The 12,921-nt window shown below is 70.2% G+C and carries 12 protein-coding genes; 8 read left to right on the forward strand and 4 right to left on the reverse strand.

Annotated elements, in window-relative coordinates:
* The coding region (locus tag M1E25_RS16250) for a helix-turn-helix domain-containing protein (RefSeq protein ID WP_251416049.1) at positions 1-328 on the forward strand (328 nt) is incomplete at its 5' end.
* 46 nt (positions 329-374) lie between these two features.
* Here the strand turns inward: M1E25_RS16250 and M1E25_RS16255 are convergent.
* Both M1E25_RS16255 and M1E25_RS16260 read right to left on the reverse strand, forming a co-directional pair.
* Positions 375-1,769, reverse strand: coding sequence for an aspartate aminotransferase family protein (locus M1E25_RS16255; RefSeq protein ID WP_251416121.1), 1,395 nt, complete (start codon positions 1,767-1,769; stop codon positions 375-377).
* Positions 1,754-2,257, reverse strand: a complete 504-nt coding sequence (locus M1E25_RS16260; RefSeq protein WP_251416051.1) for an Lrp/AsnC family transcriptional regulator — start codon at positions 2,255-2,257, stop codon at positions 1,754-1,756. Before M1E25_RS16260 ends, M1E25_RS16255 begins: the two co-directional genes overlap by 16 nt.
* Before the next feature lie 166 nt (positions 2,258-2,423).
* Here M1E25_RS16260 and M1E25_RS16265 point away from each other — a divergent pair, with 166 nt between their 5' ends.
* On the forward strand, positions 2,424-3,863 hold the full coding sequence (locus M1E25_RS16265) for a gamma-aminobutyraldehyde dehydrogenase (RefSeq protein ID WP_251416054.1): 1,440 nt from the start codon (positions 2,424-2,426) through the stop codon (positions 3,861-3,863).
* A 144-nt stretch (positions 3,864-4,007) separates the two neighbouring features.
* On the opposite strand, the gene M1E25_RS16270 is transcribed toward M1E25_RS16265, so the two are convergent.
* Together M1E25_RS16270 and M1E25_RS16275 are read right to left on the reverse strand one after the other, a co-directional pair.
* Positions 4,008-4,682 carry a glycerophosphodiester phosphodiesterase gene (locus M1E25_RS16270; protein ID WP_285830852.1) on the reverse strand — a complete coding sequence of 225 codons (675 nt, stop codon included), beginning with the start codon at positions 4,680-4,682 and terminating at the stop codon, positions 4,008-4,010.
* An 83-nt stretch (positions 4,683-4,765) separates the two neighbouring features.
* A complete protein-coding gene (locus M1E25_RS16275) occupies positions 4,766-5,797 on the reverse strand; it encodes an adenosine deaminase (RefSeq protein WP_251416057.1) in 1,032 nt (343 codons plus the stop codon).
* Positions 5,798-5,935: 138 nt separating this feature from the next.
* On the opposite strand from M1E25_RS16275, the gene M1E25_RS16280 reads away from it, so the two are divergent.
* From M1E25_RS16280 to M1E25_RS16305, 6 genes are all read left to right on the forward strand, one after another.
* Positions 5,936-6,634, forward strand: coding sequence for a DUF4190 domain-containing protein (locus tag M1E25_RS16280; RefSeq protein WP_251416061.1), 699 nt, complete (start codon positions 5,936-5,938; stop codon positions 6,632-6,634).
* A 346-nt stretch (positions 6,635-6,980) separates the two neighbouring features.
* Positions 6,981-8,495 (forward strand): gamma-aminobutyraldehyde dehydrogenase, encoded by a 1,515-nt coding sequence (locus M1E25_RS16285; RefSeq protein WP_251416063.1) that lies wholly within the window; start codon positions 6,981-6,983, stop codon positions 8,493-8,495.
* Between the two features lie 75 nt (positions 8,496-8,570).
* Positions 8,571-9,818 (forward strand): polyamine ABC transporter substrate-binding protein, encoded by a 1,248-nt coding sequence (locus M1E25_RS16290; RefSeq protein WP_251416064.1) that lies wholly within the window; start codon positions 8,571-8,573, stop codon positions 9,816-9,818.
* Between the two features lie 102 nt (positions 9,819-9,920).
* Entirely contained in the window at positions 9,921-11,072 is a 1,152-nt protein-coding gene (locus tag M1E25_RS16295; protein ID WP_251416066.1) for an ABC transporter ATP-binding protein, read from the forward strand.
* Complete coding sequence (locus M1E25_RS16300; protein ID WP_251416068.1) at positions 11,069-12,004, forward strand: ABC transporter permease; 936 nt, start codon at positions 11,069-11,071, stop codon at positions 12,002-12,004. The genes M1E25_RS16295 and M1E25_RS16300 overlap by 4 nt, the downstream gene beginning before the upstream one ends.
* A complete protein-coding gene (locus M1E25_RS16305) occupies positions 12,004-12,792 on the forward strand; it encodes an ABC transporter permease (protein WP_251416070.1) in 789 nt (262 codons plus the stop codon). The genes M1E25_RS16300 and M1E25_RS16305 overlap by 1 nt, the downstream gene beginning before the upstream one ends.
* Positions 12,793-12,921: the final 129 nt, after the last annotated feature.

The following is a 12,921-nucleotide window of genomic DNA, read 5'->3' on the forward strand; positions in this document are numbered from 1 at the left end:
GCGGGCTCTGCGCCGCGCCCTGGCCCGGCGGGTACCGCTGGTCGGCCCGGCGGCCGGCGGCGCCGGGATCCTCGCACTGGTGGACCCCGAGGAGGGCCGGGACCACGCCCGTGCTGCGCTGGCACAGCTCGACGGGCACCCCGCCCTGCTGGAGACGCTGCGCATGTGGCTGTCGCTGCACGGGAGTTGGGACCGGACGGCCGCAGCTCTGGAGATCCACCGCAACACCGTCCGGCAACGCATCGCGCGCACCGCGTCGCTGCTGGAGCGCGATCTCGACGACCCCGGGGTCCGGATGGAGCTGTGGTTCGCCCTGGAATGGCGGTGACCTCCCCCGTACGGGACGGAGGAGGCCACACGGGCGGTGCCCGGTGTCAGATCTTGGTCCAGGCCTCGGTGAGGACGCCTCGGAGGATCTGCTCGATCTCGTCGAACGTCGACTGGTCCGAGATCAGCGGCGGGGACAGCTGGATGACCGGGTCGCCGCGGTCGTCGGCCCGGCAGTACAGGCCGTTCTCGAACAGCTTCTTCGACACGAAGCCGTAGAGGATCCGCTCGGACTCCTCCTCGTTGAAGGACTCCTTGGTGGCCTTGTCCTTGACGAGTTCGATCCCGTAGAAGTAGCCGTTGCCGCGGACGTCGCCGACGATCGGCAGGTCGTGAAGCTTCTGCAGCGTCGACAGGAACGCCGACTCGTTGGCCAGCACGTGCCGCAGCAGGCCCTCGCGCTCGAAGAGGTCGAGGTTGGCCAGCGCCACCGCGCTGGAGACCGGGTGGCCGCCGAACGTGTAGCCGTGCAGGAAGACGTTGTCGTCCCGGTAGAAGGGCTCGGCGATGCGATCGGAGACGATGGTCGCGCCGATCGGGGAGTAGCCGGAGGTCATGCCCTTGGCGCAGGTGATGATGTCCGGGACGTAGCCGAACTTGTCACAGGCGAAGATCGTGCCGAGCCGGCCGAAGGCGCAGATCACCTCGTCGGAGACGAGCAGGACGTTGTACTCGTCGCAGATCTCGCGCACGCGCTGGAAGTAGCCGGGCGGGGGCGGGAAGCAGCCGCCGGCGTTCTGCACCGGCTCCAGGAACACCGCGGCCACGGTCTCCGGGCCCTCGAAGAGGATCTGCTGCTCGATCTGGTCGGCACACCAGCGGCCGAACGCCTCCGGGGAGACGCCGGTGCCCTCGTCGAGGAAAGCAGGCGCCCGGTAGATGTTGGTGTTCGGCACCTTGCGCGCGCCCGGGACCAGCGGCTCGAACGGTGCCTTCAGACCGGGCAGACCGGTGATCGACAGAGCGCCCTGCGGGGTGCCGTGGTAGGCGACGGCCCGGGAGATCACCTTGTACTTGGTGTGGTTGCCGGTGAGCTTGTGGTACTGCTTCGCCAGCTTCCACGCCGTCTCGACGGCCTCGCCGCCGCCGGTGCTGAAGAAGACCTTGTTCAGGTCTCCCGGGGCATAGTGGGCGAGCCGTTCGGCGAGCTCGACGGCCTTGGGGTGGGCGTAGGACCACACCGGGAAGAACGCCAGTTCGGCCGCCTGCTTGGCGGCGACCTCCGCCAGCTCCTGGCGGCCGTGGCCCGCCTGCACGACGAACAGGCCGGCCAGCCCGTCGAGGTACTTCTTGCCCTTGTCGTCGAAGACGTAGGAGCCTTCACCGCGGACGATCGTGGGTACGGGCGCGTTCTCGTACGACGACATCCGCGTGAAGTGCATCCACAGGTGGTCGTACGCGGTCTTGGAGAGATCGGGGCTCATGTCTATCGGGTTCCCCAGGTGTAGGTCTGCTTGCGGAGCTTCAGGTAGACGAAGCTTTCGGTGGACCGGACGCCGGCGAGCGTGCGGATCCGCTTGTTGATCATTTCCAGCAGGTGGTCGTCGTCCTCGCAGACGATCTCCACGATGAGGTCGAACGACCCGGCGGTGACGACGACGTACTCGACCTCGTCCATCTCCGTCAGGGCGTCCGCCACCGGCTCCAGGTCTCCCTCGACGTTCACGCCCACCATCGCCTGGCGCCGGAACCCCACGGTGAGCGGGTCGGTGACGGCGACGATCTGCATGAGGTTCTGGTCGAGCAGCTTCTGGACGCGCTGACGCACCGCGGCCTCGGACAGGCCGACCGCCTTGCCGATGGCGGCGTACGGACGGCGCCCGTCCTCCTGCAGCTGCTCGATGATGGCCAGGGACACGGCGTCGATCGGCGTGCTGCCGTTCACGCCCTTGGAATCGCGAGGTCGAGTGGACACGGACTCACTGTGCATGAGGACTCCGCCGTCTGGCAAGGTCAAAGCAATGAAATCCGTTGAATCCTTGAAGCGATGTTGCTGATTTCGTCGTCCGGCGAGTGGCGGTATGTTGAAAGCGTGACACCACTGATTAGGGTTTGCATCTCAGCCATCGACACCTGACAGAAGAAGGGGTGGCACTGTGACCACCGAGCTGCGTCGTCTGCGCAACTACATCGACGGGGAGTTCCGGGACGCCGCCGACGGGCGGACCACCGACGTGGTCAATCCGGCCGTCGGCGAGGCGTACGCGAGCGCGCCGCTGTCGGCGGCGGCGGACGTCGACGCTGCGATGGCGGCGGCCGAGGCCGCCTTCCCGGCCTGGCGCGATCTGGTCCCGGGCGAACGGCAGAAGGCCCTGCTGAAGATCGCCGACGCGATCGAGGAGCGGGCGGAGGAGCTCATCGCCGTCGAGTGCGAGAACACCGGCAAGCCCATCGGACTCACCCGGTCCGAGGAGATGCCGATGATGCTCGACCAGATCCGCTTCTTCGCCGGCGCGGCCCGGATGCTGGAGGGCCGCTCCGCAGGCGAGTACATGGAGGGCCTGACCTCGATCGTCCGCCGCGAACCGGTGGGTGTCTGCGCCCAGGTCGCGCCGTGGAACTACCCCATGATGATGGCTGTCTGGAAGTTCGCGCCGGCACTGGCGGCGGGCAACACGGTCGTCCTCAAGCCGTCCGACACCACCCCGGCGTCGACCGTGCTGCTCGCGGACATCATCGGCTCGATCGTGCCCAAGGGCGTCTTCAACGTCGTCTGCGGCGACCGCGACACCGGCCGGCTGATGGTCGAACACAAGGTCCCGGCGATGGCCTCGATCACCGGTTCCGTCCGAGCCGGCATGCAGGTCGCCGAGTCCGCCGCCAAGGACCTCAAGCGGGTGCACCTCGAGCTCGGCGGCAAGGCCCCGGTCGTCGTCTTCGACGACGCGGACATCGAGAAGGCGGTCGGCGGCATCACCGAGGCCGGTTTCTTCAACGCCGGACAGGACTGCACCGCCGCCACCCGGGTGCTCGTCCACGCGGACGTGCACGACGAGTTCGTCGGCGCGCTCGCCAAGGCCGCCGCCGAGACGAAGACCGGCATGCCCGACGACGAGGACGTGCTCTACGGCGCCCTCAACAACGCGGACCAGCTGGACAAGGTCAGCGGTTTCATCGACCGGCTGCCCGCGCACGCCAAGGTCGAGGCGGGTGGCCGGCGCGTCGGCGACAAGGGCTACTTCTACGCCCCGACCGTCGTCTCCGGCCTGAAGCAGGACGACGAGATCGTCCAGAACGAGGTCTTCGGCCCGGTCATCACCGTCCAGAAGTTCACGGACGAGAAGCAGGCCGTGGAGTACGCGAACGGCGTGGAGTACGCGCTCGCCTCCTCGGTGTGGACGAAGGACCACGGCCGTGCGATGCGCATGTCCAAGGCCCTCGACTTCGGCTGCGTGTGGATCAACACCCACATCCCGCTGGTCGCCGAGATGCCGCACGGCGGTTTCAAGAAGTCCGGTTACGGAAAGGACCTGTCGGCGTACGGCTTCGAGGACTACACGCGCGTCAAGCACGTGATGACGTCGCTCGACGCCTGAACGACCCGGTCCGGTCGGATCCCCTCCGTCCGGACGGCCCGCGGGGCCGGGACGCGCAGTCCCGGCCCCGCGGCCTTTTCGGTCGTCGTCGGGCCCGGCCCGTGTGCCCGACCGGCCCGTCCCGCCGGACGGAAGGGGGCGCGATCACCCGTCGACGACCCGCCGCAGCACGCCGATCCGGTTCGTCGTGAGCGCATCGACGCCATGGCACAGCAGGCGCTCCATGGTCCGCCGGGTGTCGGCAGTCCAGGCGGAGACCAGCAGCCCGCGGGCGTGGGCGGCCGTCACCAACTCCTCGTCGGCCAGCCCGAAGCGGAGGTTCAGCCAGCGCGGACGGACGTCGTCGAGCAGCGCCGGGCGGGGCCCGGCGACGGTCGTCCAGCTCAGCGCGATCTCGGCGTCCGGGGCCGCGGCGCGCACGGCCAGCGCGGACCGCGTACCCCCGCAGTAGTACGTCCGTTCGGCGGCGCCGGCGGCACGGACCTCGGCGACCACGGCCCGCGCCGCCGCCGGGTTCGGAAGATCCACCAGGATCCGGGCGGAGGCGGACGCCCGCAGCAGCACGTCCAGGGCCTCGGCCAGAGCGGGCACGCCGCCGTCCGTGAGGGCGCTCAGCTCGTCCGCGGCGACTTCCGCGAGAGCACGGTCGTGCCCCCACAGCCGCTTCAGCGTCGCGTCGTGGAGCAGCACCGGCCGTCCGTCCCGGGTGAGCCGGACATCGATCTCCACCGCGTCGGCGCCCTCGCGCAGCGCCGAGCGCAGCGACGGCAGGGTGTTCTCCCGGTGCCGGTACGGGTCACCGCGGTGGGCCACGGCCAGGGCCCGGCCGGGGGAGCCCTGAGGATCCGTCGGCGGCGCCGGTTGCGCGCCGTCGCGTCGCAGGCCCGGAAGGATCCGCCGCTTCACGGGCGTCGACGCGGCCACGAGGTGGTGTAGCCGTCGATCTCGGCGGTCAGCCGTGCCTTGGCGGGCGCGTCCAGGAAGGACGCCTCGACCGCGTTGCGGGCCAGGTCGGCGACCCCGCGCTCGTCGAGACCGAGGAGGCGCGCGGCGATGGCGTATTCGGTGTTGAGGTCGGTGCCGAACATGGGCGGGTCGTCGCTGTTGACGGTGACCAGCACGCCCGCCTCCACCATCTCCCGGATCGGGTGCTCCTCGAGGGTCTTCACGGCCCGGGTGGCGATGTTGGACGTCGGGCAGACCTCGAGCGCGATGCGGTGCTCCGCGAGGTGCTCCAGCAGGCGCGGGTCCTGCGGGGAGCTGGTGCCGTGCCCGATGCGTTCGGCGTGCAGGTGGGTGAGGGCGTCCCATATGGTCTGCGGCCCGGTCGTCTCGCCCGCGTGCGGCACGCTGTGCAGGCCGGCCGCGACCGCGCGGTCGAAGTACGGCTTGAACTGCGGCCGCGGGACACCGACCTCCGGGCCGCCCAGCCCGAACGACACGAGCCCTTCCGGCTGGAGGTCCAGCGCGACCCGGGCCGTTTCCTCCGCGGACTCCAGACCGGCCTCGCCGGGGATGTCGAAGCACCAGCGCAGGACGACGCCGAACTCCCGCTCGGCCGCCTTGCGGGCGTCTTCGATGGCCTCGACGAACGCGAGGTCCGGAATGCCGCGCCGGATGGAACTGAACGGGGTGACGGTCAGTTCGGCGTACCGGATGTTCTGCCGGCCCATGTCCCGTGCGATCTCGAAGGTGAGCAGCCGCACGTCCTCCGCGTCGCGGACGAGGTCCACGACCGACAGGTACACCTCGATGAAGTGCGCGAAGTCGCGGAACGTGAAGTAGTCCACGAGCGCGGCGGGGTCGGTGGGGACCCGGGAGTCGGGGTGCCGTGCGGCCAGTTCCGCGACGATGCGGGGTGACGCGGACCCGACGTGGTGCACGTGGAGTTCGGCTTTGGGCAGCCCCGCGATGAAGGCGTGCAGATCGGTCATCGGTGGTCCTCCTGAGGACAGCTCGGGGCCGCGGTACCTGCGGGCGGATGGCCAGGCGGCAGAGGTCATCGTAGGCGGGGGGCTTCGGCGGGCGGTCGCGGCCCGTTAGCATTGCCGGACAATCCGACGGGGAGGGTCATGTCCGACAGTGCTCAGCAGCCCGAGCGACCCGGGAAGCAGGCCTCCTGGGCGCCGCCGGAGCCCCGCGACGGAGGCATCTCCCTCGGCAAGTCGGGCGAACCGGACAAGCGGGCGGCCTCTGCAGGGGCGGACGCCGCGGCCGCATCCGGCGGCGCCGACCCCGGTCCGTCCGCTGCCGTCCCCCCGCCGCCCGTCGCGCCGACCGGCCCCTACGACCCGGTCGGGCACGCGCCCGGACCGTACGGCGCGCAGCCGCCCGGACCGTACGCGCCCGCGGGCTACGGAAATCCCTACGGTGTTACGCCCGGACACGGCTACGGCCACCAAGTTCCCGCCGCGCACGGCTACGGCTACGGCTACGGCATGCCCGTGCCTCGGCCCAGCAACGGATTGGGCGTCGCCGCGCTCGTGCTCGGCATCGTCGGCAGCGTGCTGTTCTTCACCACGCTCCTGGCGGCGATCCTGGGCGTGCTCGCGGTGATCTTCGGCATCGTCGGGCGCATCCGGGCCTCCAAGGGGGAGGCCACCAACGGCGGGCAGGCGCTCGCCGGGCTGATCCTCGGCATCGTCGCGATCCTGGTGTCCCTCGGGTTCCTGACCGCGGTGATCGTCGCCGCGGAGAGCGAGGACGAGCCCGCCGCCGACTCGGGCTCGTACTCCCTCGTGCTCACCGAGGACGCCGGCCGCCGGCACTGACCCGTCGTCCGCCCGGGTGCCGGGGTGCGGCGGAATCTCCTCCGCGGCGGCCGGGCGGGGGCCGGATGCCCGCCGTCGTCGTCACGCCGCCTCGGGGGCATCGCCGTGTTGTCGGGTGCTGCGCCCGGAGGGGCATGGGCCGTCCGCCCCGTGCCGGGGCTCCCCGGCACGACTGCGCCCCGTGTCCCGCTCGTACGGCATCGTGACTGATTCCGTTGTGTAACCAAACGGCAACGACGGAATCCCTTGTTGCGGGCGCATCTCTCTGTCAGGATCAGCCATCAGTTCGGGCTGTAGCTACGCGAACTTCTCCGCCGACGCGGCCGAGGTGCGCGGAGGGAGCGTCATGGGCAACCACTTCCAGGTGCAGGACCGATTCGCCGCGGGCGCGCACTACCTCAACGGCCGTCTGCGGCCCGGCAGATCGGGCCGCAGCCACGCGGTGGTGGACCCGGCGACCGGCAAGCGGGTGCTCGAGTACGAGCTCGCCGGGACCGAGGACGTGGACGCCGCCGTGGCCGCCGCCGCGCGGGCCTTCCCCGGGTGGGCCGGCGCCACCCCCGGCGAGCGCTCCGACGCCATGCACCGGTTCGCCGCAGTCCTCGCCGGGCAGGCGGACGACTTCGTGTACGCCGAGTCGCTGCAGTGCGGCAAGCCGGTCAAGCTGTCCGCCGAGTTCGACGTACCGGGCTCGTTCGACAACGTGTCCTTCTTCGCCGGCGCCGCCCGTCACCTCGAGGGCCGGTCGGCGGGCGAGTACAGCGGCGACCACACCTCGTACGTCCGCCGTGAGCCCATCGGCGTCGTGGGGTCCGTCGCGCCCTGGAACTACCCGCTCCAGATGGCGGCCTGGAAGGTGCTCCCGGCCATCGCCGCGGGCAACACGATCGTCCTCAAGCCGTCCGAACTGACCCCGCTCACCTCGCTGATGTTCGCCCAGGCCGCACAGGAGGCCGGGATTCCGGACGGGGTCGTCAACATCGTCACCGGCGCCGGGGCGGACGCGGGGGAGCACCTCGTCGGGCACCCCGATGTGGCCATGACCTCGTTCACCGGCTCCACGGCCGTCGGCAGGCGGGTGGCGGAGACCGCCGGCCGCACGCTCAAGCGCGTCCATCTCGAGCTCGGCGGCAAGGCCCCGTTCCTCGTCTTCGACGACGCCGACCTGGAGGCGGCCGTGCACGGCGCGGTGGCCGGGGCGCTGATCAACACCGGCCAGGACTGCACCGCAGCCACCCGGGCCTACGTCCAGCGGCCGTTGTACGACGCGTTCGTGGCGGGCATCGCGGACCTGATGGCGACCGTCCGGCTCGGCGACCCGTTCGACCCCGCGACCGATCTCGGCCCGCTGATCTCCCACCGGCAGCGGGACCGCGTCGCCGGGTTCGTGGAGCGGGCACGCTCCCACGCCACCGTGGTCACCGGAGGCGAGGCCCCGGGCGGTGCGCTCTCGGACGGCGCGTACTACCGGCCCACGCTGGTCACCGGGGCGGCCCAGGACAGCGAGATCGTGCAGTCGGAGATCTTCGGCCCCGTGCTCGTCGTCCTCCCCTTCGACCGCGACGACGAGGGCCTGGCCCTGGCCAACGACACCCCCTACGGACTCGCCGCGTCCGCCTGGAGCCGCGACGTGTACCGCACCGGCCGCGCCACGCGTGAACTCCGGGCGGGGTGCGTGTGGGTCAACGACCACATCCCGATCCTCAGCGAGATGCCGCACGGCGGCTACAAGTCCTCGGGTTCCGGCAAGGACATGTCGGCCTACTCGTTCGAGGAGTACACGCAGATCAAGCACGTCATGTCCGACAACACCGCCGTGGCCCGCAAGGACTGGCACCGGACGGTCTTCGGTGCCCGCTGAGGCCGCACCACCCCACCCCGGCCGCCGCCGCGGGGCGGCCGCCCGCAGGCCCCACATCCTCCGAAAGGTCACGCGATGGAGCAGCACGAGCCCGGGAGCCTCTCGGCCCCGCAACTGGAGGCCGTACGGCGCAGCGCAGCCGGCGGCCGGATGGCGCTCAGCCGCAGGTCGCTGCTGCGCCTCGGCGGCAGCGGTCTGCTGGCCGCGGCCGGCGCCTCGGCGCTCAGCTCGTGCGGGATCCCCCCTGCGGGACGGCAGCCGGGCCGGAGTTCGTCGGCCGACCACTCCGATGAGGAGAAGTGGTTCGCGTTCTCCAACTGGACCGAGTACATCGACGTCAGCGACGACAACAAGCACCGCCCGTCGCTGGAGGAGTTCCGGCGCCGCACCGGCATCAAGGTCCGCTACACCGAGGACATCAACGACAACGTCGAGTTCTTCGGCAAGATCAAGCCTCAGCTGGCGGCCGGCCAGGACACCGGCCGTGACCTGATCTGCGTCACCGACTGGCTCGCCGGCCGCATGATCCGGCTCGGCTGGATGCAGGAGCTCGACCAGTCCCGGCTGCCGCACGCGTTCGCCAATCTGGGCAAGGGCTTCCGCGACCCGGACTGGGACCCGGGACGCGCACACTCCTACACCTGGACGGGCATCCCGGCCGTCGTCGCGTACAACCGCAAGGCGACCAAGGGCCGCACGGTGGACTCGATCTCCCAACTGCTGGAGGACCCGGGCCTCAAGGGCAGGGTCGGCATGCTCTCCGAGATGCGCGACACCGTCGGCCTCACCCTGCTCGACATGGGCAAGGACCCGGCGACCTTCACCGCCGCGGACTACGACGCCGCCGTCTCCCGGCTGCAGAAGGGCGTCGACACCCGGCAGATCCGCCGCTTCACCGGCAACGACTACATCGACGACCTCAACAAGGGCGACCTGGCGGCCTGCATCGCCTGGGCGGGCGACCTCATCCAGTTGCAGGCCGACAACCCGGACATCCGGTTCTCCATTCCGAAGGCCGGCTACATGACGGCCACCGACAACCTGCTGATCCCCAACGAGGCGCGCCACAAGAAGAACGCCGAGCGCTTCATCGACTACGTGTACGAGCCGAAGGTCGCGGCGCAGATCGCCGCGTACATCAACTACGTGTGCCCGGTCGACGGCGTCCGCGAGGAGCTGGCGAAGATCGACAAGAGTCTCGCCGACAACCCATTGATCCTTCCCGATGCGGAGATGACCGAGAAGTCGCACAGTTTCCGGCTGCTCAGTAGCAAGGAAGAGACCGAGTTCGAGCAGAAGTTCGCCAAGCTGATCGGCTCCTGACCGACCCGGCCCGTACGGCATCCCCGCCCGAGCGGTCTCCCCGCGCAACCCTCCGCCCCCGCAAGGGACCCGGCGATCACGACGAACCTGGGACCGATACCCATGACAGACACCACCGGCGGAGACGTCCGCCTCTCCGGGATCAGCAAGACCTACGGATCCTTCACCGCCGTCCATCCGCTCGACCTCACCGTGCCCGCCGGTTCCTTCTTCGCCCTGCTCGGCGCCTCGGGCTGCGGGAAGACCACCACCCTGCGCATGATCGCCGGCCTGGAGAACCCCACCACCGGCACGGTGGAGCTCGGCGGCAGGGACGTCACGGCCCTCCCCCCGCACAAGCGCCCCGTCAACACCGTCTTCCAGAACTACGCCCTCTTCCCCCACCTGGACATCTACGAGAATGTCGCCTTCGGCCTCCGGCGGCGCGGCATCAAGTCGGTGAAGAAGCAGGTCGACGAAACCCTCGAACTCGTCGAACTCGGCCCCTTGGCCCGCCGCAGGCCCCACCAGCTCTCCGGAGGGCAGCAGCAGCGCGTCGCCCTTGCCCGCGCTCTCATCAACCACCCCCAGGTCCTGCTCCTCGACGAGCCGCTCGGCGCCCTCGACCTGAAGCTGCGGCGCCAGATGCAGCTGGAGCTCAAGCGGATCCAGACCGAGGTCGGCATCACCTTCGTGCACGTCACCCACGACCAGGAGGAGGCCATGGCCATGGCCGACACCGTCGCGGTGATGAACGCGGGCCGGGTCGAGCAACTCGGCCGCCCCGCCGACCTGTACGAGAACCCGGAGACCACCTTCGTCGCCAACTTCCTCGGCACGTCCAACCTGATCGAGGCGGAGGTCGCGGAGGCGACCGACGAAGAACTGCTGCTCACGGCGGGCGAGGCGAAGCTGCGCCTGCCGGCCCGGCGGTGCCGGGGCGCCGCGCGTGCCGGGGACACGATCCTGGCGGGGATACGCCCCGAGAAGGTGTCCCTGGCGCACGCCGACGAGGCAGGGTCCGTGCCCGAGGGCCGCAACCGCGTCCAGGGGAACATCACCGACGCCGGCTTCATGGGCGTCTCCACCCAGTACGTGGTCGAAACCCGGGCCGCGGGCCGGATCGCGGTCTACGAGCAGAACATCGAACGGGACGGGCGGCTCGTCCCGGGCGCCGACGTCGTCCTGCACTGGAGCCCCGAGAACACGTTCGGCTTCGACGCGGACGCCCGGAGCATCCACGGCGTACAGCAGCCGGCCGGGGAGGGCGTATGAAAACCGCCGAAGCGCCGCCCCCGGCGTCTGCTGCCGCACCCCCGCCGCCGGCCCCCGGAGGAGCCACCGGCCGGAGGAACCTGACCCCGTACTGGCTGCTGCTGCCCGGCATCCTCTGGCTGCTGGTGTTCTTCGCGGCGCCGATGGTCTACCAGGCGTCCACCTCCGTGCAGACCGGATCGCTCGAAGAGGGCTTCCGGGTCACCTGGCACTTCGCGACCTACTGGGACGCGCTGACGGAGTACTACCCGCAGTTCCTCCGGTCGGTGCTCTACGCCGGCACGGCGACCCTGTTGTGCCTGCTCGTCGGCTACCCGCTCGCCTACGCCATCGCCTTCCGGGCGGGCCGCTGGCGGAACCTGCTGCTGGTGCTGGTGATCGCACCGTTCTTCACCAGTTTCCTCATCCGCACCCTGGCGTGGAAGACGATCCTCGCCGACGGCGGACCGGTGGTCGAGGTCCTCAACGCGCTGCACGTCATCGACGTCACCACGTGGATCGGGCTCACCGAGGGCCACCGCCTGCTGGCCACCCCGCTCGCCGTGATCTGCGGACTGACCTACAACTTCCTCCCGTTCATGATCCTGCCTCTGTACGCCTCCCTGGAGCGGATCGACCCGCGGCTGCACGAGGCGGCCGGCGACCTCTACGCCAAGCCGTTCACCACCTTCCGCAAGGTCACCTTCCCGCTGTCGATGCCCGGCGTCGTCGCGGGGACGCTGCTCGCCTTCATCCCGGCGTCCGGCGACTACATCAACGCCGAACTGCTCGGCTCGACGGATCAGAAGATGGTCGGCAACGTCATCCAGTCGCAGTTCCTGCGCGTCCTCGACTATCCGACGGCAGCCGCCCTCTCGTTCATCCTCATGGCGGCCATCCTCGCGATCGTCGGCGTCTACATCCGCAAGTCCGGGACCGAGGAGATCGTCTGATGCGCTGGCTCCGACGCAACCTGGTGGTGATCGCCGGTGCGGCCACTCTCGCCTACCTGATCCTGCCGAACGTGGTCGTCACGGTCTTCTCCTTCAACAAACCGCGCGGCCGCTTCAACTACACCTGGCAGGAGTTCTCCACCGATGCCTGGCGCGAACCCTGCGGCGTCGCGGACATGTGCGGCTCGCTGGCGCTCAGCCTGCAGATCGCACTGTGGGCGACGCTCGGCGCGACCGTACTGGGCACCCTGATCGCCTTCGCGCTGGCCCGCCACCGCTTCCGGGCCCGTTCGGCGGTCAACACCCTGATCTTCCTGCCGATGGCCATGCCCGAGGTGGTGATGGGCGCCTCGCTCGGCACGCTGTTCCTCAACATGCGCATCGAGTTCGGTTTCTGGACGATCCTGACCGCTCACATCATGTTCTGTCTGAGCTTCGTCGTGACGGCGGTCAAGGCCCGGGTCATGAGCATGGACCCCCGGCTCGAGCAGGCGGCCCAGGACCTGTACGCGTCGCCGCTGCAGACGTTCCTGCGGGTGACGCTGCCGATCGCCGCGCCCGGCATCGCGGCCGGAGCCATGCTGTCCTTCGCGCTGTCCTTCGACGACTTCATCATCACCAACTTCAACTCGGGTCCAGCGTCCACCACGTTCCCCATGTTCGTCTGGGGCTCGGCGCAGCGCGGAACTCCCGTGCAGATCAACGTGATCGGTACGGCGATGTTCGTGATCGCCGTCGGCGTGGTGCTCATCGGCCGGCTGGCCGGAAGCCGCCGCAAGCGGAGCTGAGCGGGCCAGGGCGGGGCCGGGCGCTGCCTCGCCGGTCCCGCCGTACGGCGCGTCCCGTGGCCGGGTCAGGACCGCTGCGGCGGAGGTCCGCCGCAGCACCCGGGCCGATGCCGCAGGCGGGCTGCCGGC

Source organism: Streptomyces meridianus, assembly GCF_023703325.1.
In the GTDB taxonomy this organism is placed as follows: domain Bacteria; phylum Actinomycetota; class Actinomycetes; order Streptomycetales; family Streptomycetaceae; genus Streptomyces; species Streptomyces meridianus.